The sequence below is a fragment of the Chlorobaculum thiosulfatiphilum genome (assembly GCF_006265165.1).
Taxonomy (GTDB): Bacteria; Bacteroidota; Chlorobiia; order Chlorobiales; family Chlorobiaceae; genus Chlorobaculum; species Chlorobaculum thiosulfatiphilum.
This window is the reverse complement of record NZ_VDCH01000004.1, coordinates 68825-94680: the sequence shown is the minus strand read 5'-3', so window position 1 is coordinate 94680 and position 25856 is coordinate 68825. Positions and strand designations below refer to the sequence as shown.

Below are 25856 nucleotides of genomic sequence, written 5' to 3'. Positions count from 1 at the left end.
CCATAACCGCAATCGCGGAGCAAGCTTTTCAGGACGCCACATCAATTTGTACACTTTCCGGAGATACATCCATGTTCGGTTTAGGCGGCCAGGAACTCATTCTCATTTTGCTCATCGTCCTTCTCCTTTTCGGCGCGCAGAAGCTGCCCGAACTGGCCAAAGGACTTGGCAAAGGCATCAAGGAGTTCAAAAAAGCTCAGAGTGAAATAGAGGAAGAGTTCAACAAAACGGTGGACGAGCCATCGAAAAGCGAGAAAAAGGCCTGAATCAGAAAACGCGCTTCAGCCATTTTTTTCATAGACACACTACCTGCCCGGCAGCGATTCCCCTTCTATCCGGTAACCTTTTCAGGATAGTCGGCCACGCGAGGATCATCGCAAACAACAGACCATTCACGGTTTTCCAGACTCGCCACCGGGTCTGGAACTGACCTGTCGATCAACCGTATCTGACCCCGGAATGCGATGCCTCTGCCATTTTTGTTTCATGAACTCACCGGCGAGAACATCACTTGGAACGGCAGCGAAAACTCTGGCCATCCGCATCCGCCGAGCCGTTCACTGATCGCGATTCGGCGACACGCGCAGGGTGACCGGAAGCGGTAACAGCAAGCAGCGCTTTTCAAACACGCTTTTTTAGCGTTATCTTTGGAGCTGTCAGCCCGCCGAACCCATAACGCTCCATCTCATGCTCAAAAGCCTCTACGTCAGGGATTTCGCGCTCATCGACGAACTTTCGGTCAGCTTCGCGCCCGGCCTGACCATCATCACCGGCGAGACCGGCGCGGGCAAATCGATTCTGATGGGAGCGCTGAACATGGTGCTCGGCGAGCGGGCGAGCGCGGAGGTGGTTCGGGCCGGGGCGCGCAAGGCGGTGATCGAGGCGGTCTTCGGCGGCGAGCACTACGAGAGCATTGGCGAGATGCTCGACGAGGAACAGATCGAGCGTACGCCGGAGCTGATTCTGCGGCGCGACATTTCAGCGACGGGCCAGTCACGCTGCTTCATCAACGACACGCCCTGCACGGTCGCCCTGCTGAAGAAAGTCGGACAGCAGCTCGTCGATCTGCACGGCCAGCACGACCACCAACTCCTTCTGCACGCCGAAACCCACGCCGGAATGCTCGACGGCTTCGGCCTGCTTCACGCCGAAACCGCGCAATACCGCAACACGCTCGACGAGTACCGCGCACTCCGCCGCGAGCTGCAAAGCCTCAACGAACGCGCCGAAGCGCTCCGCCAGAAGCGCGACTTCATCGATTATCAGTACCGGGAACTCGACGCGGCGGCGCTGGTCGAAGGCGAGGAGCGCTCGATTGACGAGGAGATCAACCTGCTCGAAAACGCCGAAACGCTCTTCAACCTCGGCACGGAGCTTGGCCAGAATCTCTACGAATCGGAGAGTTCGGCCTACACGGCGCTTTCGGCGGCGGTGCACCTGCTCGAAAAGCTCAACGCGATCGACAAGAGTTTCGAGCCGTGGCTCGAAGAGCTGCGCGGCGCGACGGCCACGGTGGAGGAGCTGAACCGCTTTGCCGGAAGCTACGCCGACGGCATCGAGTTCAACAGTGACCGCCTCGATGTGCTGCGCGAGCGGCAGATGCTCTTGCAGCGCCTCGCCAAGAAGCACGGAAAAAGCATCGACGAACTGATCGCCCTGCGCGACCGGCTCGCCGAGGAGCTGTCACTCGAAGAGAATGTGGCGGGCGAACTTGCGGCCATCGAAGCCGACATTCGTAACGCCCGCGCGGCGCTCTCGGCCTCGGCGAACAGCCTGTCGGAGCATCGGCGCGAAGCCGCCGGGCGGCTGGAGCAGGAGATCATGCAGGGCCTTTCGACGCTCGGCATTCCGCACAGCGCCTTCGAGGTGCGCTTCACCCGCGAAGCCGCGCCGGACGGCGACATCGAGATCGACGGCACGCGCTACCGGGCCTTCGACAACGGCTGCGACCGCGTCGAGTTCATGATCTCGACCAACCTCGGCGAGTCACCGAAACCCTTGGCGAAGGTGGCCTCCGGCGGCGAAATCTCGCGCGTCATGCTCGCCATGAAGAGCGCTCTCGCCCGCTCGGCGGAGCTGCCGATTCTCGTGTTCGACGAAATCGACACCGGCATCAGCGGCAAGGTGGCGCAGTCGGTCGGCTTCAGCCTCAAGCGCCTCTCGCGGATGCACCAGATCATGGCCATCACCCATCTCCCCCAGATCGCCGCGATGGGCGACCTGCACCTGGCGGTCGTCAAGCGCATCGAAGGCGAGCGAACCTTCACCGGCGTCACCCCGCTCGACGCCGCCCGGCGCGTGGAGGAGGTCGCCCGCCTCTTCAGCGGCGAAACCATCTCCGAATCATCACGCAAACTCGCCGAGGAGCTGATCGAAGCAGGAAGGTCGGCTTAAGCGTGGGAGCAACCTGGGAGCGCCATGCACCAGCTTGGCAATGGAGCCGAAGGCTCCACACAATCAAGGCATCGAAACATTTTCGCGATGCAGGCTTAACATCGAAAACCTCCATAAACATCAAGTCGAAAATTTTGTACTTGTGATACTCTCGTAATCTGTGTAAATATAAAACGTAAGCCTCGCCGTTGAGCTTACTCAGTACCCCTTTCGAGACGGCTTTCCAAATGAGTAGAACTGATCTGATGTTACACAAGCGACGGCATTACTGACAGGTGCTTTGATTCTACGATTACTGATGAACTTGCGTGATGGGTTCTTTGAGTGAAGCTTGAACCTTGCCGGTTTAGACTGATCTGTATAAACCGGCAGGATTAAATGATTGTTAATGTGGTTAAGTTATATATAAATAATCAATTGGCTGGTCTGTGAGTATGGTTATGAGGTTGTCTTATACAGAAAGAAGCTTTCTGCCTTTTCTGGATTAGGCAGATCAGTCTAAACATTGTTGGGCGTCTTGGCAGAAGGAGGTAGCTTGAGCAATTTTTTTTCGAGGATATTCCGCAAAAAGGTGGCGAAAACCCCGCTAGAAGAATTTATTGCCACCATAACACCAGAGCAGTTCCAGAGTAGTTACCGGTCAGTCAAAGACCCAACCCTTCGGGTCCCTGCTGCATTGTCTACTTGGGTTTTGTACCTTGCGCATCGTTTTTCCTCAGGATTGCGAGAGATGCTGACTTCTGTTGAAAAGACGTTCGAAACCAGTAGCTCTTATCCCTACGACTGTGTTGCCTTCGAGGCTGCTGCTTTCTGCCATTACTGGGTGGTGCGTGAATTCCTCAATGCCGACGAAGACGAGGATGGCGAACCGGAAGGCAATGACTATTTCGAGTGTTTGAAGAACTCGGCGAACATCACTAGCTCGCTTCTCTCAAGCAAAACGGGTTTTGCCATGCCAGATGATCTACTCATGAAGCGCAGTATCGCTTACTCATACGAGGAGAAATGTAAAGCGGTCAGGCCGGAGGAAAAGTTTGCCAACCTTCTCATCTCTTCCATGCAGAGTGGATCGCCGACAAAACGTTCCCCTGTCGGAATTCAAAGCAGTCTGCCGCTTCAGCTATGCATTGCGTCGTACATACCCATTTTCGAGTCAACCCTGCTTGCTGAATTCAAGAAGGCGGCGAGAGTTATGTTTCTCGCCGATCAGGAAGGTGCCTTGTGACAACGACGCCCAACCCTGCGCCCCTAAGCTCCACGTTAGGCATCACCATGACTAGTTCAAAACTGCTCGAAGATTTCAAGTACCTTAGAGGTCACTGCATAGATTTGGTGCATGCGTATTTTACGTACACCAGACTTTTCAATGACAAAAATCGAGATTTGCTAACAAAGGTTGCCCCGACATTTTTTAGCGATATTGCAGACATAATGCTGCGAGATTGGCTACTGCAAGTGTGTAAATTAATGGACCCACCGAGCACAACAAGGAAGGGTGTAACGATAGAAAATATAACAATAAAGCTAATAAATGAGCAGCTCACCGATAATAAGTTGTTATCTCTGGAAATCGAAGACCTTGCTAACAAACTTCTCATCTATGGCGAGAAAATAAAGCCAGCAAGAGATAAGCGCCTCGCTCACTTCGATAGAGATCATCAAGTTAATGGCCTTGTACTTGGCGCAACAACCGAAAGCGAGCTTGACCAATTTCTGGTGAACCTGCAGAAGTATTGCGATGAAGTAGGTATCGCCATCGGGCTTGGCCCCCTCGATTTTGGTCGTGGTGGTTGCAAAGGTGACGTATTAGATTTTTTGAAATATCTTCGAAAAATGCAAAATGCCTAACCAGGCGTTCAACGCGGACAGTTTGCAACGGGGCATTTGCTTCGCAAATTTTACGCCCCGCTGCAAACAACTCCGTCGGGGAGCCGACTCCGTTCTGCCGGTTAACTTGGCGTTAGGATTATAAAAAGGAGGATTCATGGCTGAGGAAAATACTCCACTAAGAATCTTAGATTATGGCATTTCTGATAAAGAAACATTCTTGATAGGAAGAATCATCTCACAATGGGGGGCTATTGAGCATGAGATATTCATGCAATGCTTGCTAACCTATGATGATAAAGAAAAGATAGCTTTGCCTAAGGCAATGAATAATCTAAGTTTTACTGACATTTTGGATTTATGGAAAGAACGGGTTGCAAATAAAGAAAAACTGAAAGAAAGGCAAGAAATACTTTTACAGCAATATGAAAATATTAAATCATTGAAAGATTATAGAAATGCCCTGATTCATGGAATGTGGAATTGGAATATAGACGAACCGGAAGTTATTAAAACAATACGTATAAGAAAAAAAGAAATTATAACCGTTAAGTTTAAAACCGAAGACTTAGAAGACTTTTTCAAGCAAGTGGCTAGAATACTGTTTCATGTAAAATATCCTGGTGGTATTGGAGAGTTAATGGAGGAACGTATGGCTAGGGGAATGTACATTAGTCGTACTGGATATGAAATGCTATTCGGTGAAAAAAAGCCCGATGAGTAAAATAAATAGCAATAAAATTTTAACATTCAATTCCACCCAAGCCAATTTAGTCGCTATCGCGCCTAAATTGGCCGGGTGAACTGGCCGTTAGAAATAGGAAGCGAAACAAGCTATCAATATTCACGGCAATATCTCCAAACAGGAGTTTTCTATTGCTTTTCGGAATGTTTCTGTTATATCATTCCAATCCAAAACATCAACTCTGAACGGCAATTCGGATTCCTGAAATGTTTCCTTGAATTCGGCGAGCAGTTTCCAGTCAAGCGCTGAATCGGCCTTGATGGCGAGGTCGAGGTCTGACCAGGGTTTTGCCGTACCGTGAATTCGGAAGCCGAAAACGATGATTTCAGCATTCGGTACGAAACGGTTCAGAATGTTTCGCATCACTTCGAGTTCGTCCGATTTAAATACAGCTCATTGCCTGATGCCGTAAGCATACAACGGATGAATGCGTCATAATAACCCGATCCGAAGCCCTTTGCGTGATTGACATGCCCTGAAATGCAGAATTCTCTTCATCGCGGATCAGCAAATGATTGGACGGCTCTGGAAAAAATCATAAAAAAAGGCGGCACAAGCACCGCCTTTTTGCTTTTCGCAATGATGCAAATCTTTTACTCTTTGGATTCCCCCATCGAGGCGGCTTTCTCCATCTCTTCGGCTACATTGAACTCCTGAACAGTGTAGCCAGCCGGAATCTCGAATTTTGACGCCGGAACGGCAACATTTTCCTCGATGCTTGCCGCTTTCGTGGAAATGCTGCCCATTTCGCTTTTCAGCACGATATTCTTGTACATCACGCCATAAACACGCGCATTGGGCTGCTCCTTGTTCATGGCAACCGAGTACTTCTGGCCGGTTACACCAGCAATCGTTTCCGTACCCTCTTCGCGGTAATCCATGTTTTTCTTCAGCTCATTGACATCCAGGGATTTAGCCATCGTCTGCGCCATCTCCTGAAACGCCCGGAGGTCGCTTTTGGTCGCCACCTTGCTGGTTTCATCCTTGCCGTTAACAGTCTTCTTTATTTCATAAGAAATGCCGGTTTGACCGTCCGTGACCTGCATGGTATGCTCATACGTCTTGATTCCCATGACGCTCGATTCCGTAACCCTTTCCACAGCCTCTTTTCTGCCATAATCGTCAAAATAGAGCGTTTCGGTGGTCGTTCCCATGCCCATGAGGTTCTGCGGCTCATAATGCACGATGCCCGATTTGATCTCGTAACGCTTCGGGAGCGATTCCCCTGAAAGTGAAGAGACCGCGTCAGATACCGGGTTATCCGATTTTGAACAACCGGTCATCACGGACATCACGGAGAGAAGAGCGACGCCTGCTGTACGGCTTACAAACTTTTTCATGCAAGTAACTTATTGTTAGATAATAATAAAGCAACGCACGACGCTTCTGGGCGACAGATGCGTGCGCCAAAATGTAGCGAAAAATAACCCAAAAAATGTATTGACATTCAGGAAAAAACTTCATGGCGCGTTTCGGAAACACCCCGATGAAGCGTAACAGATAAGCAATTTTCCGCAAACAGGAAGCGCTTTCGAGCACTGCCCGGTGCATTGATCAGGCAGCGCATCGAGTTTGGGGGCGCGTTTCAGCGCGGCGTTTCTTCATACACCGAGACGATCAGCGAGCGCTTTTCGACGAGCCTGGGCGCTCTGGTGATCGAGCTAAGCGGTTCGATGCCCATCGATGACAGGCGTTCGGTGAGTTCGCCGAGGACTTCATCCTTGTGCAACCGCCACGTGGAGGCGAAGCAGCGCCAGAAACTCCAGCCCGCGCGTTCCAGCACCCGCTGGCGGGCGAGGTCGTGCGGCCAGCGGTCGGGGCCGTGGAATTCGTCACCGTCGCACTCGATGGCAAGACGCAGGTCGCCCGAGCCTTCGACCACCATGTCGATGCGGTATGCGCCCGTCCTGACTTGCGGCATGACCCGATAGCCACGCTCGACCAGCGCTGAGTACATCTCTCGCTCGAAGCCCGATTCGCAACGGTCGATGAGCACTTCGGCCTCCTCCTTGTCGGCGATGAGCGGCTTGTCGAAGTGCTGAAGAAGGGATCGCCGCAAGTCAAGGTCGGAGAGGTGCGACGCCGTGACGGAGCGCACCAGGTACATGCGGTCGCGAGCGCGGCTGGCCGCCACGTTGAAGCGCTGCTCGAACATGTTGCCCGCCAGCGCCTTGCAGTTGCCGGGATCGACCACCATCGAGAGGAAGATGATGTCGCGCTCGCTGCCCTGAAACGTTCGCGCATCGCCGCACTCGAACCTGCGCCGAAACAGTTCGGCGGTGTTGCACCGGTTGCGCACCAGCGTATCGATATATTTGGCCTGCTCCATGCCAAGCAGCGACACCACGCCGATGGTGCGGCCCGCGAAGCGCTCGTCCACGAGCAGCGCCGCGACTTCGTCGGCGATGAAGCTCGCCTCTTCGCGGTTGCAGTCGCTCCGCTCCCGCACGCCATTTTCGACATGCACATCCACCAGCGGCGGCTCGATCCGTTCGCTCCCTTTCGGAATCCGCAGTGGCTGGATCGCCCCCTTGTAAAACATCCGGTTGGAGTAGGCGATGATCGGCGGCACGCACCGGAAGTGCTCGCGCAGCATCACCTGCCGCGCCGCGAAGACCCGTGCCGCCAGATCGTAGAGCGAGCTGCCCGGCGTCATCGCCTCGCGGAAGGGCTGCTCCGCGAGGAAGCGGTCACGCAGCTCCTGCACTCGCTGGGCGGAGACGAACCCGGCGTCGGGCGAAACCTGCTTGTCGTCGCCGACCACCAGAATCGTTTTGCCGCGCAAGATCGCGGGCAGCGCCCAGATGTCCGACTGGCTCGCCTCGTCCACGATCACGAGATCGAAGGCTCCAATGTCGGCGGGCATCGATTCGGAGACCTTGGCGTGGCTCATGATCCAGCACGGAATCGCGGCGGCGGCGCTGGTCATGTGGTGCCGCGCGTCCCGGCGGTGGCGCGTTGCGTTGGGGCCTGTGCCGCGCCCGATGCGCCGGATCGCGGTGGCATAGCCTTGCAGCGCCTGAAGCACGCGCGGCGAGGCATTGAGTTTGGTCTCCATCCACGCCGCCAGAGCGACCATCTCCCCGTAGAGCTTCGCAAGCCCCTCTTCCAGATCGCGGCGGCGGGCTGACAGCTTCACCAGTTCATCGCGCGACTCGATCTGTTCGAGGTAACGCTTCACTCGCGCCCACGTCCAGGCCGTGCGCCAGTTGACCAGAAGCGCCGCGTCCTCGCCGGTTTGCGCCACCGGCACGGAGCGGATGCGGGCCGCGAACTTCGGCGCTCCCGCCTGGGCGAAGCGGTTCGCGGCTTCGCTGACGAATGCAAGCTCCACCTTCAGAGCCGCGATGCGCCGCAACTCACCGAGAAGCGTTGCGTACCCGGCGGCGATCCGTTCCGCCGCAAGCGCTTCGTTTCCGAGTTCCCCATCGACCAGCGCTCTGAGTTTTTCCGATACGGGGCCGGAAGTTCCTGCCAGTTTAGACTTCAAGATGGACAACTGCGTCGCCGCCTTTGCCAGATCGGCGCGGCTCAAATGAACCATCAGGTGCTCCCTGACCTTGGCGACCTCCTCGGATGTTCCGTGCAGCAGCGCGACCGGTGCTTGGGCGAAAACCGCCTCGGCCCCGCGCAAGAGCGTGACGTCATGCCGCGTGGCGAGCTGGTGCGCTTGGCGAGCTGCCGAGGCGACTGTCTCGATGCGGCGCAGCTCGCCGACGCCGCCCTCCAGCACCGGGGCGGAGAGTGCCGGCGCGAACTGGTTCCATCGCGTCAGGAACGAGACAACGCGCAAATGAAGCTCCATGAAGCTTTTGACGTGTCGCCACTCTTCGCCGCTCGACGGCGGCAAGCCTGCCACTTTCACTTTCGCCACCGCCTCCCTCGCCTCGCGGTTACCGAAAGCGATGAGTCCGAAGGGCTTCCCGGTATCCGCGCCTCGCTGTACCGCCTCGCTCACTTTCGGCGAGCCAAGCGCTTCCGGCGGAATCTCGACCGGCCGTTGCAGAAAAGTGGCTCGAGCTTCCGTCAGTGCCGTAATTTCGTCGAACAGCGCTTCGAGCGCCTGACGTTCGGCCTGAAATGACTGTTGCCTGCACCGCTGCCTCAACGTGTGCGCCCAGCTCTCGCCCAGCTCGTCGATCGCATTCAGGATCGAACAGACCGCCTCGATAGCGCCCAAAAGCTGCCGCGCCTCGTCGAGCACTTCGGGCGTCGCTGCTTTCAGGGCAGGCAACGCGCCTTCGTCCACCAGCCGCTCGATTTCACGCATCCGCACCAGAACGGTGTGCAACTGCGCGACATCGGCTGGTTGCGGCAGGTCGTCCGACGACGGCACACTGGCATCGACATAGGCCAGGTCGCTGCCGAGCTTGCGCCGCGCCTCGCGAAGCCGTCCGGCCTCCTCATCCGAAAGCGGCGGCGCATATTCGGGCGAGAGCGTGATTTCGTCGTCGAACCAGCCGTGTTCGGCCTCGCCGCTGATGACCAGTTCGGCGAGCTGCTGGGCGCGCATCGGATGGCCATCGACAGACACTTCGGCAAGTTGCGTTTCCGCGATTTCGTCGATACGGCTGTCGATGCTCGCAAGTTCGGAGTGCGCCCGGTCGATGCGGCTTGTGCAACGTTCGATCTCCCCGCGCGTGAATTCCGGATTGAGCTGCGAGACACGCGCCTGAATCGCATTGATCGCGTTCTCGAATTGCCGCAGGCTCTCGCGGTCGCCGGTGAGCATCGCCACGGTCAAGGGTTGAACCTCTTCGGGAATCTTGCTTTGCAGAACCGCAAGCGCAGGCTCGCCTCTGGAGGTCACGAGTACGCGCCTGCCGGTGGCGAGGTAGTGGCAGATGATGTTGGCGATCGTGTGCGTCTTGCCGGTGCCGGGCGGCCCCTGCACCGCGACGCCCTCGGCCTGTTCGAGCTGCTGGACGATGGTGACCTGCTCCTGATTGTACGGCAACGGAAAGAACAGCTCCCGAATCTCGCCCTTGCCGCGATCCGGGGCGCTGCCGGACAGCCCCCGAAAGTGGATGCTCTCAAACGGCGGAGGCTCATCCGAAGGCAGGGTGACGAATGCGGCTGGCCCATTCGGAATGTCGCACCCCTCCGCAAGGCGCGTCTTGAGGCTTTGCAGGTCATCGAGCAAGTAGTTGTTCGACCGGGGCCGCGTGAACAGCGCCCAGGAGTCGGTCACGACAAGATGCTCGCCCGGCGGAGGCACGGCTCCATCTCCGTCCGCCAAAGGCCGGTACGCGCCGGAGCTGTCCATGTTGGTGGCGACGAGCTTCAACAGGTCGGCATAGGAGCCGGGATCGAACGGCGTGACGGGGCGCTCCTGATTCAGCTCGATCTGCTGACGCACCGCCCGCTCCACCTCGACGGCGACTCGCCCCATGCAGCTTGCGAATGCATCGCCCTCGTAGCAGGTATCGGTGGCTCGCGGGCGCAAACAGAGCGCCATCGTCGCCTCGTCGATGCCGACCTCCATCTGCTGCGTCAACAGCGGATACTCGAAATCGACTCGGGAAACCTTGTTCTGCGACTCCTGCCACCGCAACTGCCAGGTCGCTACGCCAATGCCCCAGACAAGCTCGGTGGGCCGGGCGGTCTCTTCGGCTTCGAGCTGGTGTTTGATGGCGAACAGCGCTCCGTAAAGGTCGATAGTCTGGCGGCGCGGTTTTTCGCCCTCCGCCCACGCTTGCCAGAGCGCTGCATAGCGGGCGAGCGCCTCTTCGAGCAACTCGCGCTGTTGCCGCTCCAGCGCCTCGACCTCCTCTGCCGTTATGCCTTCCGCGGCGGGCAGGAGATGCGCTTTGAACGCCGCTTCGTCGATGGATGGTTTTGCTCCACAGGGATCATCGCTGAAGCGGATGAGCGTTTTGCACTCCTCGTCGGACGCGGGAGGCTTGTGCGCTTCAAGTCGATGGACACGCAGCCAGAAGTGGTCGCCCTCGACATCGAGGTCAAATTCGACGCCCGGAAGTCCGACGAGATCGGTACGATGCCGGAGAAACTCCCTGGTATTTGACAGCCTGAAAGCGCGGGGATCGATCTCCCTGGCCTGCTCCTCGATATAGTCAAGCAGCCGTGTCAGCAGATCGCGCGAATTCACATCCATTATCTTTTCTTTTTCGTCGTTGATGCCTGTCACTTAATTAACCTGAAAATAATGAAACAACAGCAACCTGTCCGGTTTGGTCAGAACAGATTGTTCCTCGCGCCTGTTTGCCTGGCTGACAGGTTTTTGGAAGCTCTACTTCGCCGTTCGATTTACAGTTTTTTTTATAAATCCATCTCATTGGCTACATTCAATTCATCACGAAGGCTGAATCGAGTGCGCTCCCGACCCGGCGTCCCCGGAACGCTCCTGGCCTTCAATCACTTTAGAATCAAGCAGTTCTCATGTCCAATCGCCTTATTTCAGGTTCAGCCGTAGCCCTTGTCACGCCGTTCCACGAGGATGGATCGGTCGATTACGAAGCCCTTCGGCGACTGGTGCGGTTTCATCGCGAAGCCGGAACCGACATCGTGCTTCCCTGCGGCACCACCGGCGAGTCGCCCACGCTCACGAACGAGGAGGAGGCGGAGATCATCCGCGTCGTCTGCGAGGAGGCTGGCGAGTCGATGATGGTGGCCGCCGGCGCGGGCAACAATGACACCCGGCACGCGGTCGAGCTGGCGCGCAACGCCGAAAAGGCCGGGGCGCGGGCCATTCTCTCCGTCGCGCCCTATTACAACAAGCCTTCGCAGGAGGGGTACTACCAGCACTTCCGCCGCGTGGCCGAATCGGTCTCGATTCCGGTGATCATCTACAACGTGCCGGGACGCACGGGCAGCAACGTGAGCGCCCAGACGATTTTGCGACTGGCGCGGGACATCGGGAACGTGCTTGCCGTCAAGGAGGCGTCGGACAACTTCGAGCAGATCATGACGCTCATCGACGAGCGCCCGGAGAACTTCTCGGTGATGACCGGCGAGGACGGGCTGATGCTCCCCTTCATGGCGCTCGGCGGCGATGGCGTGATTTCGGTGGCGGCCAACCAGGCGCCGAAGGTGGTCAAGGGACTGATCGACGCCATGAAGGCGGGCAACCTCGAAGAGGCCCGCGCGATTAACCGCAAATACCGCAAGCTCTTCCGGCTGAACTTCATCGAGAGCAACCCCGTGCCGGTCAAGTACGCGCTCTCGCTGATGGGCATGGTCGAGGAGGTCTACCGCCTGCCGCTGGTGCCAATGGCCGAAGCCAACAAGGCGATTTTGCGCGACGAGCTGCAAAAGCTCGGGCTGATTTGAGCAAGTGACCCGCGGGACTTGAGAAGAAAAACCGGTGAAGCATCCTCTTCACCTCTTCCTCCCGATCGTCCCACAAGTCCCAAACGTCCCACTCTCCAGAACAAAAAAAGCCGCTTCTTTGAGCGGCTTTTTTTATACGCGAGGCTTTTCAGCCGAGCGAAGCGAGTTCGCTGACGAAGCTGTCGAGTTCGTCCTTCGTGCGCTTTTCGGTGACGGCAATGAGCAAGCCATCTTCGCCCCAAGCCGAGAGATCGACGCCTGCGAATACATTTTTCTCAAGCATACGCTCGATGATCGTCGAGGCCGGAACGGGCGTTTCGACCACGAATTCGCGGAAGAACGGCGCGCTGAACTTCAGCGAATAGCCTGCAAGCTCCGTGATGCGGTCGGCCAGGTAGTGCGCCTTCTGCATCGAGCGGTTGGCGACCTCCCGAATTCCCTCCTTGCCGAGCAGCGACAGGTGCACCACCGCCTGCAACGCGCAGAGCGCCTGGTTGGAGCAGATGTTCGAGGTGGCCTTCTCGCGGCGGATGTGCTGCTCGCGGGTCTGGAGCGTCAGGATGAAACCGTCGTTACCATCCTTGTCTTTGGTCATGCCGACCAGACGACCCGGAATTTTGCGCACGTATTTCTGGCTGACGGTCAGAATGCCGAGGTACGGCCCGCCGAAGCTCTGGGCGTTGCCGACAGACTGGCCTTCGCCGACGGCGATGTCCGCGCCGTAGTTGCCCGGCGCTTCGAGCACACCGAGGGAGACCGGATCGGCGGAGACGATGAAGAGCGCTCCGTGCTTGCGGGCGATCTCGCCGATCGCTTGGACCTCTTCGAGACAGCCGTAGAAGTTCGGCTGCTGCACGATCACTGCGGCGGTTTCGGACGAAACCAGCGCTTCGAGCGAGGCAACGCTGCCGATGCCGTTCTCGATGCCATTCTGCACGATGGGCCGGTCACCAGCAGCTTCGAGGTAAGTTTCGAGCACCTGGCTGGTGTAGGGATGCAGCTTGCCCGCCACCACGATGCCGTTGCGCCCGGTGACGTTCAGGGCGATCAGCGCCGCTTCGGCCAGCGCGCTCGCGCCGTCGTACATCGAGGCGTTGGCCACGTCCATGCCGTACAGACGGCACATGGCGCTCTGGTATTCGTAAATCGCCTGCAAGGTGCCCTGCGACACCTCGGCCTGGTAGGGCGTGTAGGCGGTGTAAAATTCACTTCTGGATGCGATGGCCTTGACGGCGGCGGGAATGAAATGGTCGTAAGCGCCCGCGCCGAGGAAGCTCACATGATCGCAGGTTGCGGCGTTGCTCGACGCCATCTTTTCGAGCAGACTTTTCACCTCCGGCTCGCCCATCGCGGCAAAGAGGTCGAGCGCCTTTTTGAGGCGAATCTCTTCTGGAATGTCAGCGATCAGCGCCTCGAAATTCTCGACGCCGATTTCGCGCAGCATCTCGGCCCGCTCGGCATCGGTATTGACAATGAAAGGCATGGTTGCGTATTGAAATTCAGTTGAAAATCTTACTCGCCGATCAGGGCGCTGTAGTCCGCCGGAGAGAGCAACGACTCGACATCGGCAGCGTTGTCGAGCTTCATCTTGACTATCCACCCTTCGCCGTAAGGATCGGAGTTCACAACCGCCGCATCGTCGAGCGCACCGTTGACCTCGACAATCTCGCCCGCCACCGGAGCGAACAGGTCGGCCACGGTCTTGACCGCCTCGACGGTACCGAACGCGCCGTGCGCCGCGACCTTCGTGCCGACAGCTTTGGTTTCGACGAACACGATGTCGCCAAGTTCGGACTGCGCGAAATCGGTGATGCCGACCACAGCGGTCACGCCGTCATCGAGAAGCTGGAGCCATTCGTGGTCTTTGGTATAGCGGAGATTGTCCGGGATGTTCATGGCGGAACGCGATTTAAGTTGCTTTGAGGTAGTGAACAAATGATGTTCAAGGTAACATTTTTTCAGGAGAAGAAAAGATCGGCCGGATTGAACGGATCAGACCGATCTGGCTCCCCTCACCCCAGCCGCTGGCGCATGGCTTCGTAGAGCATGACGCCGGCGGCCACGCTGACGTTGAGCGACTCGACGCAGCCGGCCATCGGGATGCGCACGATCTGGTCGCAGCGCTTGCGGGTCTCCGAGCCGAGGCCGCTGCCCTCCGCGCCCATGACGAGCACCGTCGGGCGCGTCCAGTCGAAGTCGGTGTGGTTGTGCTCGGCCTCCATGTCGGCGGCAACGACGCTGAATCCACGCTCGCGCAACAGGTCGAGCGTCTTGACCACGCTTTTGACCTTGCAGACGCGCATGTGCGACAGTGCGCCCGCCGATGCCTTGTGCACGGTCGCGCTGATCGGCGCTCCCTTGCCATCGATCATGATGACCGCGTCGGCAGCCACCGCCTCGGCGGTGCGGATGATCGCCCCGACGTTGTGCGGATCTTCGAGACCCTGCAAGACGACGAGCAGCGGCGAACTGTTGCGCGGCGCGGCGAGCACCTCGTCGAGCGTGTAAAAGGTCACGCTGGTCAGAAGCGCGCAGACGCCCTGGTTTTTGGCCGTACCGGCGATGAGCGTGAGCTTCTCCATGCGCGCCTTGCCGCAGGGAATCTTCAGGCGGCGGGCCGTGATGATGATCTCCTTGAGCTTGGGATGAGTCGTGTTGAACTGGAGGTAAATCTTCTCGACGCTCTCAGGCTTTGACTGCAACAGCTCGATGACGGCATTGCGGCCATAGACGACCTGTTCCTGAGGTTCCGGAGCCGGGATTTCGGCGTGGTCTGTTCTGTCCAAAAATAGGGAGGGTTTGAATTTCCTGAGTTGCGCCCGAAAGCATCTCACAAGCCCCCGTCAGTCGTGCAAAAACGCGCATCGAAGAAGAAGGGCTATAATAGTACTCGTGATTGAATCGTTATATTAGTTTTTTTTCCTATCTTTGAAAGCACTCTCGAACTTTTCCTTACCTGCGAACGTAACTTTTCCTGTTCCTTCGTAGTTATACCCATCGAGGATCGCGCAGTCCCATCAATCATAATCCAGTTATTGATCGTATGACCCGGACATTCAAGACAATGGAGGGGAATGAAGCTCTTGCTCATGTCGCCTATCGCACCAATGAAGTCATTTCGATATACCCGATTACCCCGGCCTCTCCGATGGGAGAGTACTCCGATGCCTGGGCGGCTGTCGATGTGAAAAACATCTGGGGAACCGTACCGCTCGTCGATGAGATGCAGAGCGAGGCCGGCGCTGCCGCTGCCGTTCACGGCGCCCTGCAGACCGGCGCGCTGACGACCACCTTTACCGCTGCTCAGGGTCTGCTCCTGATGATCCCGAACATGTACAAGATCGCTGGCGAATTGACGCCCTGCGTGATCCATGTGTCGGCCCGTTCGCTGGCCGCCCAGGCGCTGTCGATCTTCTGCGACCACGGTGACGTGATGGCGGTCAGGGGCACCGGCTTCGCGCTGCTCGCGTCCTGCTCGGTGCAGGAGGTGATGGACATGGGACTGATTTCGCAGGCCGCCACGCTTGAATCGAGGGTGCCTTTCCTGCACTTCTTCGACGGTTTCCGCACGTCGCACGAAATCTCCAAGATCGAGGTACTCTCGGACGCCGAAATCCGCTCGATGATTAACGACGACCTGGTGATCGCTCACCGGATGCGCCGCATGTCGCCGGACGAGCCGATCATCCGCGGCACCTCGCAGAACCCGGACGTCTATTTCCAGGCGCGCGAGAGCGTCAACAGCTTCTACAACGCCTGCCCGTCGATCACCCAGAAGGCGATGGACCAGTTCGCCGAGATGACCGGCCGCAGCTACAAGCTTTACCAGTATTATGGTGCTCCGGATGCCGACCGCATCGTCATCATGATGGGCTCTGGCGCCGAAACCGCTCTCGAAACCGTCGAGTACCTGAACAACCAGGGCGAAAAGGTCGGTCTGGTCAAGGTGCGTCTCTACAGACCGTTCGACGTGGCGACCTTCATCGCGTCGCTGCCGTCGAGCGTCAAGTCGATCTCGGTGCTCGACCGCGTCAAGGAACCGGGCAGCGCTGGCGAACCGCTCTACCTTGACGTCATCAACGCCGTCGCAGAGTCGTACCAGGACGGCAAATGTGTCTCGATGCCCAAAGTTGTCGGCGGACGCTACGGCCTGTCGTCGAAGGAGTTCACCCCGGCGATGGTCAAGGGTGTGTTCGACAACATGAAGGCAGAGACGCCGAAGAACCACTTCACCATTGGTATCGACGACGACGTAACCCGCACCAGCCTAGCCTACGACGAAACGTTCTCGATCGAGCCGGACTCGGTCTTCCGCGCGCTCTTCTACGGCCTCGGTTCTGACGGCACGGTCGGCGCGAACAAGAACTCGATCAAGATCATCGGCGAGAACACCGACAACTACGCGCAGGGCTTCTTCGTTTATGACTCCAAGAAAGCTGGTTCGATAACCACCTCGCACCTGAGGTTCGGGCCTGAGCAGATCCGCTCGACCTACCTCATCACCGAGGCCCAGTTCGTCGGCTGCCACCACTGGGTATTCCTCGAAATGATCGACGTGGCCAAAAACCTCAAGCAGGGCGGCACACTGCTCATCAACTCGGTCTATTCGCCGGAAGTGGTGTGGAGCAAGCTGCCGCGCCTCGTGCAGCAGCGCCTGATCGACAAGCAGGCGAAGCTCTACACCATCGACGCCTACAAGGTCGCCCACGAAAGCGGCATGGGCCAGCGCATCAACACCATCATGCAGGCCTGCTTCTTCGCCATTTCGGGCGTGCTGCCGCGTGAAGAGGCGATCGAGAAGATCAAGGAGGCGATCCGCGAGACCTACGGCAAGAAGGGCGACGAAATCGTTCAGCAAAACATCAAGGCGGTTGACAACACGCTGGCCAACCTGCACGAAGTGATGATCGGCGCGGTAGCCGACAGCACGAAAGAGCTGCGCGCTCCCATCGTCGGCGACGCGCCGGAGTTCGTCTGCAACGTGCTGGCAAAGATCATTGCCGGCGAGGGCGACTGCCTGCCGGTGAGCGAACTGCCTGCCGATGGCACCTACCCGGTCGGCACCGCGAAGTTCGAGAAGCGCAACCTGGCGATGGAGATTCCGGCTTGGGTGCCCGAGCTTTGCATCGAGTGCGGCAAGTGCTCGATGGTCTGCCCACACGCAGCCATTCGCATCAAGGTCTATGAGCCGGAGCACCTCGAAAACGCGCCGGAGACCTTCAAGAGCCTCGAAGCCAAGGCCGCCAACTGGAAAGGGATGCGCTACACCGTTCAGGTGGCTCCCGAAGATTGCACCGGCTGCCAGCTCTGCGTCAACGTCTGCCCGGCCAAGGACAAACAGGTCGAGGGACGCAAGGCGCTGAACATGCACGAGCAGGCTCCGCTGCGCGAGAGCGAAGCCGCCTGCTGGAGCTGGTTCATCGACATTCCGGAGTTCGACCGCAACAAGATCAATCCGAAGCTCATCAAGGAGCAGCAGCTCCAGCAGCCGCTCTTCGAGTTCTCGGGCGCCTGCTCCGGCTGCGGCGAAACACCGTACGTCAAGCTGATGACCCAGCTCTTCGGCGACCGGCTCGTCATCGGCAACGCCACCGGCTGCTCGTCGATCTACGGCGGCAACCTGCCGACCACGCCCTATGCGTCGAACCCGCAGGGTCTCGGGCCAACGTGGTCGAACTCGCTCTTCGAGGACACCGCCGAATTTGCGCTCGGCTTCAGGATTTCCATCAACAAGCAGCAGCAGTATGCGCTCGAGCTGGTCAAGAGGCTTGCCGGTGAAATCGGCGAGACGCTCGCTACCGGCATTCTCGAAGCCTCGCAGAACAGCGAGCCGGAGATTTTCGAGCAGCGCGAGCGCGTGGCCGTGCTGAAAGAAAAACTCCTGCAGATGAAGTCGCCTGAAGCGAAAAACCTGCTCGCCGTGGCCGACATGCTGGTCAAGAAGAGCGTCTGGGCAGTTGGCGGCGACGGCTGGGCCTACGACATCGGTTACGGCGGTCTCGACCACGTCACCGCGTCGGACAAGAACGTCAACCTGCTCGTGCTCGACACGGAGGTTTACTCCAACACTGGCGGTCAGGCCTCGAAAGCCACGCCGAAAGCGGCTGTCGCCAAGTTCGCCGCAGCGGGCCGCACGGCAACGAAGAAGGATCTCGGCCTGATCTCGATGTCCTACGGCAACGCCTACGTGGCCAGCGTCGCCATGGGCGCGCGTGACGAGCAGACGTTGAGGGCTTTCCTCGAAGCCGAGGCGTACGATGGCCCGTCGATCATCATCGCCTACTCGCACTGCATCGCGCACGGCTTCGACCTCGCGGCGGGTCTGGAGCACCAGAAAGCGGCGGTCGATTCCGGCCACTGGCTGCTCTACCGCTACAATCCGGAGAGGCGCAAGGAGGGCTTGAATCCGCTGATGCTCGACTCGAAGAAGCCGAAAATCCCGGTCGAGCAGTTCCTGAACATGGAGAACCGCTTCAGAATGCTGAAGAAAACTCATCCGGCGCTCGCCAAACAGTACTTCGAAGCGATCCAGAAAGAGGTGGACGCCCGCTGGGCCCACTACGAACATCTGGCCAATCGTTCGGTTGAAGGTGAATGATAAGAGGCTCGAAGAGCATCAACAAAAAAAGCGGTCACTGGCCGCTTTTTTTGTTCTTCTCTTTTTTCTTCACAAATTTCGCCTTCTCCAGCATCTCCCGCGCTTTGGCTTCATAACCGAGTTTCCGGTACGCCTCGGCGAGGTGGCGATAGACCTCAGCCTCATCCACCCCGGTGGCGATCGCCTTTTCGAGAAGCTGCCGGGCAAGCTCGTGGTTGCCGAGCTTGTAGTGCACCCAGCCGAGCGTGTCGAGATAGACGCCGTTGTCCGGTTCGAGCATCACGGCGTTGGTGGCCAGACGGAGCGCCTGACGGAGCCGGATACCCTCTTCAGCGAGCAGATAGGCGAGATTGTTCATGGCGAGGGTGTTGTGCGGATCGAGCGCGATCACCCGCTCATAAGCCGCGCGGCAGCGCTTTTTCATGCCGAGAAGATCATACGCCATCGCCAGATTGGTGTTGACCTGGATCAGGAAATTCTGGTCACGAGGCTGTGGGCTGGCCGTAACGACCCTTTCGAGCACGGCGACCGCCCGCCTCGGCGCATTGGAAAAGAGCAGCAGATGCCCCTCAATGGCGCTCCACCGCAGCCACTGCCGGGGAAGCCGCCGCCGGGCTTGCGCCAGAAGCTCGAACGCCTTGCGCTTCCCGCCAAGTTCAAACTGGGCAGTGATCAGATATTCCCACGCTGTCGCATTGCCGGAATCGAGCTGAACGGCCTTGCCGAGCAAGGCAACGCCCTCCGCCTGGCGTCCGTGCATCGTACCGTACATCCCTTTCAGCATGAACAGTTCGCTGTCGCGAGAACGCCTTGCAATAAGCTCGTCGAGCAAAACACGGGCCGGACCGACATAGAGCGAATCCTTGCCGGAGCGCGAAATATAGAGCTTCGCAAAATCGTGCAGCGTCTCCGGCGGCAACGATGACGTGTCGAGAAACGCCGTCAACTCACGCTGAAATTCGTCATTGCGCCCGGCTCTGATGTAGTGGTCGAACAGAGCGATACGGTAAGCGATATTGCCACGGTCGGCCGCCGCCAACTCCCGGAGCGTCTCAACGGCCAGCGCCTCCTGCCCGGTTTTTGCATAGAGTTCGGCAAGCGTGATGCTGAGTCTCGGGTCGCTTCCGCGAAGCCCTTGCAGCTTTGTCACCGTATTGATAGCCTCTGTGTAGCGCTTGAGACCTATCTCCAGCGTCAGGGTTTGCGTCAGGGCGGCTTCGTTGTACGGATCGATCCGTGCAGCTTTCTCGAACACTTCGAGCGCCTGCTCCAGCCGGTTTGCCGCAAGGTATTCAAGCCCTTGCAGATACATGATCTCTGTGCGGTCAGGCTCGAGAAGCGAGGCCTTGCCGAACAGCTCCGCCGCCCGGTCGTACTCTTTCATGTCATGGGCGACACCTGCAAGATACCTGAGATAGTGCCTGTTTGAAGGATCGAGCCTGACGGCCGCTTCGCCATATACCTTCGCCGAATCGAGCACCGCCAAGCGGAAGTAAGCTTTGGAGATCGAATACTTTACGGCGGCATCTGCGGGACGCTTGACCATAACCTTCCGGAAAGTATCGATGGCTCCCCAGTAGTCCCCCTTCATGTCGAGAATGAGTCCCTGCACATAGTCAGGCAGGAGGTCTTGCGCGGTATCGGCGGCGGAATCAGGCGCAGTACTGTCCCGGCTAACCGACGCCTTTGCCGGGAGCGCCGACAGCGCCGCGCCTGCGAGGAACGCCAGCAGCCAGAGACGCCGCCGGAACGCGCCGATGCGACAGGGCCTATCCATCGCGACCTTCGGCGGCGTCGAAGAGCGGCCCTTGGCCGGAGATGCCCGGATGGGAAAAGCGTTGCATAGCGAGCCGGGTAGCGACGCGACCCCGTGGCGTCCGGGCGAGGTAGCCAACCTGGATGAGATAGGGTTCATAGACCTCCTCAATGGTATCCTGCTCCTCGCCCACCGAAACGGCGAGCGAAGCCACGCCGACAGGGCCGCCGTTGAACTTGCGCACGATCGCTTCGAGGATTTTCTTGTCCATGTCGTCCAGGCCTCCTTCGTCGATTTCGAGCGATTCGAGCGTGTGGCGCGCCACGGCGAGCGAAATCGAGACGTCCCCCGCCACCTGCGCGAAATCGCGCGCGCGGCGCAAGAGGCGGTTGGCGATGCGCGGGGTGCCGCGCGAGCGGCGGGCGATCTCCATCGCCGCGTCCTCTTCGACGCCGATGTTCAGGATGCCCGCCGCGCGGACGATGATGCCCTGGAGAATCTCGGGGGTGTAGTAGTCAAGGCGGTTGTTGATGCCAAATCGCGCCCGGAGTGGCGAGGTCAACAGACCTGCCCGCGTGGTCGCGCCAACCAGCGTGAAGGGTTCGAGCTTGAGCTGCACCGCCCGCGACGCCGGGCCGCTGTCAAGCAGGATGTCGATGCGGTAGTCCTCCATCGCCGAGTAGAGGTACTCCTCGACCGCCGGGGCGAGTCGGTGGATTTCGTCGATAAAGAGGATGTCCCCCTTTTTCATGCTGGTCAAGAGACCGGCGAGGTTGCCCGCCTTGTCGATGAGCGGGCCGGAGGTGATCTTGATGCCGCCGCCCATCTCGGCGGCGATGATGTGGGCAAGCGTGGTCTTGCCGAGGCCGGGCGGGCCGGAGAGCAACACGTGGTCGAGCGCTTCGCCGCGTTTGCGCGCCGCGGTGATGAACACCTTCAGGTTGTCGGTCAGCTTTTTCTGACCGGCGAAATCGCCCATCTTTTGCGGCCGTATCTGCTCCTCGAAGCGGACTTCCGTCGCGTCGGGTGCGGTATTCAACGCTTCAATCCTCACTCAGGCTCACCATTTTGATTCACAGTTTGATCCTCGGATCGACCACGGCGTAGAGCACGTCGGCCAGCAAATTACCGAAGACGATCATCGTGCCGGAGACGAAGGTGTTGGCGATAATCAGCGGATAGTCGCGGGCGAAGATCGCCTCGACCGTCACGCGCCCCATGCCGGGGAAAGCGAAGATCACCTCGATGAAAAGCGCGCCGCTGAAAATGAACGGCAGCGAACTGCCCATCAGCGTGACCACCGGCAGGAGCGCGTTGCGTAGCGCGTGTTTGAGAATCACCACCCGTTCGCTGAGACCCTTGGCCCGCGCCGTGCGAACGTAGTCCTGCCGGATCACCTCCAGCATACTGCCCCGCACGTAGCGGGCGATTCCGGCGGAACCGTTGATGCTGAGCACCGTCACCGGCAGGGCGAGATGCCAGATTCTGTCCATGACAAAGCCGAACGCGCCGTAGCTCTCCGCACCGATTTCGTTGAGGCCGGAGACGGGGAAAAGCGGCCACTTCAGGGCGAAGAGGATAATCATCATCAGGGCGAGCCAGAACTCCGGCATCGAGTAGAAGAAGAGCGCCGTGACGGTCAGGAAGCGGTCGAGAAAGCTGTTCTGTTTGACCGCCGAGATGACGCCGATGATGATGCCGAAGGCGAAGTTGGCCACGAGCGTCAGGACGGCGATGGTCATCGTCACCGGCAGCGCCTCGGCAATCACCTCGATCACCGGCTGCTGGGCGCGGCTGAAGCTGCGTCCGAAATCGCCGTGCAGCACGTTGCCGAGCCACTTGACGTACTGCACCGGCAGCGGATCGTTCAACCCGTACTGCTGGCGAATCTGCTCGGCGACGTTGGGGCTGATGCCCGGCTGGATGAAGAACGCCGCCGGATCGCCCGGCGCGAGCCGGATAATGAAGAAGGTCAGGGTCAGCACCCCGAAGATGAGCGGCACGGCGATCAGGAGCCGTTTGAGAATGTATCTGAGCATGTCGTTACGGCGCGATTGACGGTTTCAGCGTCCAATCGTCGATGTTGTAGTAGGTTCCGGAGATATTGAGCTTCGCCCCCTGGATGCGCTTGCTGAATCCCTGCGTCTCGCGAATCCAGTACAGGAAGGTGATCGGCTGCTCCTCGTGCAGAATCTTCTGGTACTCGATCCAGTAGGGGCGGGCCTCCTCGGTGCGCATTTTGCTCTTGGCAAGCTCGCAGAGCTGGTCGATCCTCGGATTGATGAAGCCTGGGAAGTTGAAGCGGCTCTTTTTCAGGTCGGAACCCCAGACGTCGAGCGGATCGATTTCGAGACCAATCGCCCATCCCGCCATCCACGCGCCGAGCTTGCGCTCCTGCAAATTCTGGAAAAAGACGTTCGACTCCTGAATTTCGATCTTGCAGTCGATGCCGATCTGGCGCAGGTTCTGCTGGATGATGACGCAGGCGTAGTTCCTGCGGGCGTTTCCGGCGTTCGTGTAGAGCGAGAAGCTGAAACGCTTGCCGCTCTTCTGCCGGATGCCGTCGGGGCCGGGGAGCCATCCCGCCTGTTCGAGCAGCCTGACCGCCTGCGCCTGATCGAAACCGTACGGCTTGATCGAATCGTCGTAGGCCCACTTCAGCGAGGGCGAAATATCGGTTTTGGCGATAACGCCGTAGTCGCCGAGATAGCCGTCGATGATCGACTGCCTGTCGATGGCGAAAGTCAGCGCGCGGCGCACGGCGGGATCGCCGAAGAGCGGATGCGGGCGCGCCTTGCCAGTACTGTTGTAGTACTCGCCGTCGATGTTCTGCCAGCCGACATAATCGTAAACCCGCAGACCGATGGTCTTGATATCGACATTCGGATTGGCCTTCTGCACAGCGGCGAAATCCTCCGGCTTGACGTTTTCGACCACATCGACGTCGCCCGTCTGGAGCTGCGCGAGCCGGACGGTGTAGTCTGGAATGATGCGGTAGATGATGCGCTTGATGTTGCCCGGCTTGGGCAGGTTGCAGGAGGCGCTCGACGAGAGCGTCAGCGACTGCTGCTTGTTCCACGCCGCCAGGCGGTACGGCCCCGCGCCAACAGGCTGCTGGTTGAGCTTCGACTCGCGGAACTCCTGCGGCTTGACGTTTTTCCAGAGATGCTCCGGCAGCGGCGTCAGCGAAGTGTGGAAAAGGGCGAGATGCTCCGGCACCGGTTTGTAGAAATGGAAAATCAGCGTGGTGTCGTCGGGCGTCTCGATCGCCCTGTCGAAATCGACCGCACCCTTGTCCGCACCAACCAGTTCGGAGAGGAACTGCTGGCGAGGGCTGGCGATCACCAGATTGCCGTAGAGCCGGTAGACGAACTTGAAGTCGCGCGACGTCACCGGCTGGCCGTCGGCCCACTTCGCGTCGGCGCGGAGAGTGTAGGTAATGGAGCGATGGTCGGGCGACATCGTCCAGGTTCGAGCCAGCGCCCCCTTCGGCGACTTCTCGTCCGGGCCGGAGGAGGGGCGCAAGCGCTTTTCGAGCGCGAGGTAGTTCAACAGGCCGGTCTTGGTATCGAACTCGCCTTGGAGCAGGCCGGGATAGATCAGCCCGGTGATCTCGCTCGACGTGAGCGACGCCCCGATGACGGGGTTGAGGTAATCGGCGTCGCCGAGCATTCCGATGACCAGCGTACTGTCCCTGGCTGCGCCCGAAAGCGCGCCCGCCTTACCGCCGGACTTCGAGCAGGCCGTCAAGAGCGTTGAGGTCGCAAGCAGCGAAATCGACAAGAGGCGGTAGAGGCGTTTATTCGTTTTCATCATCATACTCTTCGGAAATGATTGTCGGAACGGGCGCTTCGGCGCGATCCTTGTTGATAACGTTGCGTATCCTCTCGGTCAGCGCTTCGGCAGGCACGTATCCGGCGTAACGCTTGAGGAGAAAGTTGAGCGCAACCACCTCGATGATGACCGTGATGTTCTTGCCGGGAAAGATCGGAAGCTGCGCCAGCGGCAAATCGACGCCGAGAAGTTTAACCGTTTTCTGGTCGAGTCCGAGCCGTTCGTATTCGACCTCCCGGCTCCATTCGAGCAGCTCGACAACCACCTGCACCTCCCTGGAATCGCGAATCGCCCGGATGCCGAAGTTGGCTCGCACATCGACGACGCCAAGACCGCGAATTTCCATGAAGTGGTCGATGATATTGTTGCGCGACGCAACCAGCGTCTTGGTCTCTCCCTTGCGCTTGACAACCACGACGTCGTCAGCCACCAGGCCGTGACCCCGTTCGACCAGATCGAGCGCGATTTCCGACTTGCCGAGACCGCTTTTGCCGGTCAGGAGCACGCCGACGCCATAGACATCGATCATCGAGCCGTGGTACTGCTGGTAGAGCGAGAACTCTTCATCGAGAAAATCGGTGATGTGATAGATGGTCTTGGTCGATGAGCACCGCGTGATGAACACCGGAATCCCGGCGCTGGTGGCCATGTCGATCAGTTCCTGATCGAGCTTGTTGTTGCTGGTCAGAATGATGCACGGCATCCTGAACTTGACGAACTCGGCGAAAGCCGACCGGCGCTGCTCCGGCGACAAATGGTTCAGGTAGCGCGTTTCGGTGTTGCCGAGAATCTGTACCCGCTTGTAGGTAAACAGTTTGGTGAAGCCCGTTATGGCCAGGCCGGGACGATGGAGATCGCGTTCATGGATGCGCCGTTTCTGGCCATCGACCTCGTTGAGAGGCCGGAACTTGATATCGAATCGCTTCTGAATGTTTTCAAAAAAATAGGCGACCGTGATCGATCGCTTCTTCAGGCCCTTCTGGTCAAAATTCATGCTCGGCGGATCATGGTGTTCTGGAAGCCCCATACCGTAACAGGGTCAGCTTGCTGACCCTGTTACAACGACATATTTCAGATGTTCTTTTGCTTTTCCTTGAATTTCTTGAGCTGCCGTTCCAGGACATCGATACAGTTGTCTATCGCCTGTTCATAGGTAGGCGCCGACTCTCTGGCCACGAAATCGTGCTGGGGCACATGAACGGTGATTTCGGCCAGCTTGTTCTGGTCATGATCATTTTTCTGATGATCGAGAATGACATGGCAATGGAACGCACCTGCATAAAACTTCAAAAGTCCCGAAGCCGCATCACGCGCGTAGTCTTCTATGCTTCCGTGATTGTTGGAATGACGAAGAGTAACCTTGACGGTAACCGCATCACCGGTAACTGAGTTTGTCATACCTGCCTCCCTTG

At 58.5% G+C, this 25856-nt stretch carries 19 protein-coding genes; 7 read left to right on the top strand and 12 right to left on the bottom strand.

Features of this window, described 5'->3' with window-relative positions; all coding sequences use genetic code 11:
• The first annotated feature begins 71 nt into the window (after positions 1–71).
• From FGF66_RS03440 to FGF66_RS03420, 5 genes are all read left to right on the top strand, one after another.
• Complete coding sequence (locus tag FGF66_RS03440) at positions 72–266, top strand: Sec-independent protein translocase subunit TatA/TatB (RefSeq protein WP_139456305.1); 195 nt, start codon at positions 72–74, stop codon at positions 264–266.
• A 421-nt stretch (positions 267–687) separates the two neighbouring features.
• The gene (recN, locus tag FGF66_RS03435; RefSeq protein ID WP_139456304.1) at positions 688–2394 is read left to right on the top strand and encodes a DNA repair protein RecN; all 1707 of its coding nucleotides are present in this window, start codon (positions 688–690) and stop codon (positions 2392–2394) included.
• Positions 2395–2911: 517 nt separating this feature from the next.
• Positions 2912–3619: a hypothetical protein gene (locus FGF66_RS03430; protein WP_139456303.1), complete on the top strand. Its 708-nt coding sequence runs from the start codon at positions 2912–2914 to the stop codon at positions 3617–3619.
• Positions 3620–3666: 47 nt separating this feature from the next.
• The gene (locus tag FGF66_RS03425) at positions 3667–4242 is read left to right on the top strand and encodes an AbiU2 domain-containing protein (RefSeq protein WP_139456302.1); all 576 of its coding nucleotides are present in this window, start codon (positions 3667–3669) and stop codon (positions 4240–4242) included.
• A 136-nt stretch (positions 4243–4378) separates the two neighbouring features.
• A complete protein-coding gene (locus FGF66_RS03420) occupies positions 4379–4945 on the top strand; it encodes a hypothetical protein (RefSeq protein ID WP_139456301.1) in 567 nt (188 codons plus the stop codon).
• 120 nt (positions 4946–5065) lie between these two features.
• Here FGF66_RS03420 and FGF66_RS03415 read toward each other — a convergent pair whose 3' ends face one another.
• The 3 genes from FGF66_RS03415 to FGF66_RS03400 all read right to left on the bottom strand — a co-directional run bounded on the left by FGF66_RS03415 (position 5066) and on the right by FGF66_RS03400 (position 11081).
• On the bottom strand, positions 5066–5329 hold the full coding sequence (locus FGF66_RS03415; RefSeq protein ID WP_139456300.1) for a nucleotidyltransferase family protein: 264 nt from the start codon (positions 5327–5329) through the stop codon (positions 5066–5068).
• A gap of 230 nt (positions 5330–5559) precedes the next feature.
• On the bottom strand, positions 5560–6306 hold the full coding sequence (locus tag FGF66_RS03410; protein ID WP_170181188.1) for a hypothetical protein: 747 nt from the start codon (positions 6304–6306) through the stop codon (positions 5560–5562).
• 245 nt (positions 6307–6551) lie between these two features.
• Positions 6552–11081: an AAA domain-containing protein gene (locus FGF66_RS03400; RefSeq protein WP_246046542.1), complete on the bottom strand. Its 4530-nt coding sequence runs from the start codon at positions 11079–11081 to the stop codon at positions 6552–6554.
• Between the two features lie 284 nt (positions 11082–11365).
• Here FGF66_RS03400 and dapA point away from each other — a divergent pair, with 284 nt between their 5' ends.
• Positions 11366–12256, top strand: coding sequence for a 4-hydroxy-tetrahydrodipicolinate synthase (dapA, locus tag FGF66_RS03395; protein ID WP_139456299.1), 891 nt, complete (start codon positions 11366–11368; stop codon positions 12254–12256).
• Between the two features lie 148 nt (positions 12257–12404).
• On the opposite strand, the gene gcvPA is transcribed toward dapA, so the two are convergent.
• From gcvPA to rlmB, 3 genes are all read right to left on the bottom strand, one after another.
• Positions 12405–13739, bottom strand: a complete 1335-nt coding sequence (gcvPA, locus tag FGF66_RS03390) for an aminomethyl-transferring glycine dehydrogenase subunit GcvPA (protein ID WP_139456298.1) — start codon at positions 13737–13739, stop codon at positions 12405–12407.
• 29 nt (positions 13740–13768) lie between these two features.
• Positions 13769–14152: a glycine cleavage system protein GcvH gene (gcvH, locus tag FGF66_RS03385; protein WP_139456297.1), complete on the bottom strand. Its 384-nt coding sequence runs from the start codon at positions 14150–14152 to the stop codon at positions 13769–13771.
• Positions 14153–14268: 116 nt separating this feature from the next.
• Positions 14269–15042 (bottom strand): 23S rRNA (guanosine(2251)-2'-O)-methyltransferase RlmB, encoded by a 774-nt coding sequence (gene rlmB, locus FGF66_RS03380; RefSeq protein ID WP_139456296.1) that lies wholly within the window; start codon positions 15040–15042, stop codon positions 14269–14271.
• Positions 15043–15299: 257 nt separating this feature from the next.
• On the opposite strand from rlmB, the gene nifJ reads away from it, so the two are divergent.
• A complete protein-coding gene (gene nifJ, locus FGF66_RS03375; protein ID WP_139456295.1) occupies positions 15300–18854 on the top strand; it encodes a pyruvate:ferredoxin (flavodoxin) oxidoreductase in 3555 nt (1184 codons plus the stop codon).
• Between the two features lie 34 nt (positions 18855–18888).
• On the opposite strand, the gene FGF66_RS03370 is transcribed toward nifJ, so the two are convergent.
• From FGF66_RS03370 to FGF66_RS03345, 6 genes are all read right to left on the bottom strand, one after another.
• On the bottom strand, positions 18889–20631 hold the full coding sequence (locus tag FGF66_RS03370; protein WP_139456294.1) for a tetratricopeptide repeat protein: 1743 nt from the start codon (positions 20629–20631) through the stop codon (positions 18889–18891).
• Entirely contained in the window at positions 20624–21664 is a 1041-nt protein-coding gene (gene ruvB, locus FGF66_RS03365) for a Holliday junction branch migration DNA helicase RuvB (protein ID WP_139456293.1), read from the bottom strand. Before ruvB ends, FGF66_RS03370 begins: the two co-directional genes overlap by 8 nt.
• A 19-nt stretch (positions 21665–21683) precedes the next feature.
• Positions 21684–22649, bottom strand: a complete 966-nt coding sequence (locus FGF66_RS03360) for an ABC transporter permease (protein WP_139456292.1) — start codon at positions 22647–22649, stop codon at positions 21684–21686.
• Between the two features lie 4 nt (positions 22650–22653).
• On the bottom strand, positions 22654–24423 hold the full coding sequence (locus tag FGF66_RS03355; protein WP_246046540.1) for a peptide-binding protein: 1770 nt from the start codon (positions 24421–24423) through the stop codon (positions 22654–22656).
• Positions 24410–25438, bottom strand: coding sequence for an HPr(Ser) kinase/phosphatase (gene hprK, locus FGF66_RS03350; RefSeq protein WP_139456291.1), 1029 nt, complete (start codon positions 25436–25438; stop codon positions 24410–24412). Before hprK ends, FGF66_RS03355 begins: the two co-directional genes overlap by 14 nt.
• Positions 25439–25515: 77 nt before the next feature.
• Positions 25516–25842 (bottom strand): HPF/RaiA family ribosome-associated protein, encoded by a 327-nt coding sequence (locus tag FGF66_RS03345; protein ID WP_139456341.1) that lies wholly within the window; start codon positions 25840–25842, stop codon positions 25516–25518.
• Between the last annotated feature and the right edge of the window lie 14 nt (positions 25843–25856).

Bases quoted from the DNA above. Each gene is read 5' to 3' on its own strand.
- FGF66_RS03370 (WP_139456294.1), bottom strand. From the start codon at position 20,631: ATGGATAGGCCCTGTCGCATCGGCGCGTTCCGGCGGCGTCTCTGGCTG.
- FGF66_RS03345 (WP_139456341.1), bottom strand. From the start codon at position 25,842: ATGACAAACTCAGTTACCGGTGATGCGGTTACCGTCAAGGTTACTCTT.
- gcvPA (WP_139456298.1), bottom strand. From the start codon at position 13,739: ATGCCTTTCATTGTCAATACCGATGCCGAGCGGGCCGAGATGCTGCGC.
- dapA (WP_139456299.1), top strand. From the start codon at position 11,366: ATGTCCAATCGCCTTATTTCAGGTTCAGCCGTAGCCCTTGTCACGCCG.
- FGF66_RS03420 (WP_139456301.1), top strand. From the start codon at position 4,379: ATGGCTGAGGAAAATACTCCACTAAGAATCTTAGATTATGGCATTTCT.
- hprK (WP_139456291.1), bottom strand. From the start codon at position 25,438: ATGAATTTTGACCAGAAGGGCCTGAAGAAGCGATCGATCACGGTCGCC.
- FGF66_RS03360 (WP_139456292.1), bottom strand. From the start codon at position 22,649: ATGCTCAGATACATTCTCAAACGGCTCCTGATCGCCGTGCCGCTCATC.
- gcvH (WP_139456297.1), bottom strand. From the start codon at position 14,152: ATGAACATCCCGGACAATCTCCGCTATACCAAAGACCACGAATGGCTC.
- FGF66_RS03400 (WP_246046542.1), bottom strand. From the start codon at position 11,081: ATGGATGTGAATTCGCGCGATCTGCTGACACGGCTGCTTGACTATATC.
- nifJ (WP_139456295.1), top strand. From the start codon at position 15,300: ATGACCCGGACATTCAAGACAATGGAGGGGAATGAAGCTCTTGCTCAT.
- FGF66_RS03355 (WP_246046540.1), bottom strand. From the start codon at position 24,423: ATGAAAACGAATAAACGCCTCTACCGCCTCTTGTCGATTTCGCTGCTT.
- FGF66_RS03415 (WP_139456300.1), bottom strand. From the start codon at position 5,329: ATGCGAAACATTCTGAACCGTTTCGTACCGAATGCTGAAATCATCGTT.
- FGF66_RS03425 (WP_139456302.1), top strand. From the start codon at position 3,667: ATGACTAGTTCAAAACTGCTCGAAGATTTCAAGTACCTTAGAGGTCAC.
- FGF66_RS03410 (WP_170181188.1), bottom strand. From the start codon at position 6,306: ATGAAAAAGTTTGTAAGCCGTACAGCAGGCGTCGCTCTTCTCTCCGTG.
- recN (WP_139456304.1), top strand. From the start codon at position 688: ATGCTCAAAAGCCTCTACGTCAGGGATTTCGCGCTCATCGACGAACTT.
- FGF66_RS03440 (WP_139456305.1), top strand. From the start codon at position 72: ATGTTCGGTTTAGGCGGCCAGGAACTCATTCTCATTTTGCTCATCGTC.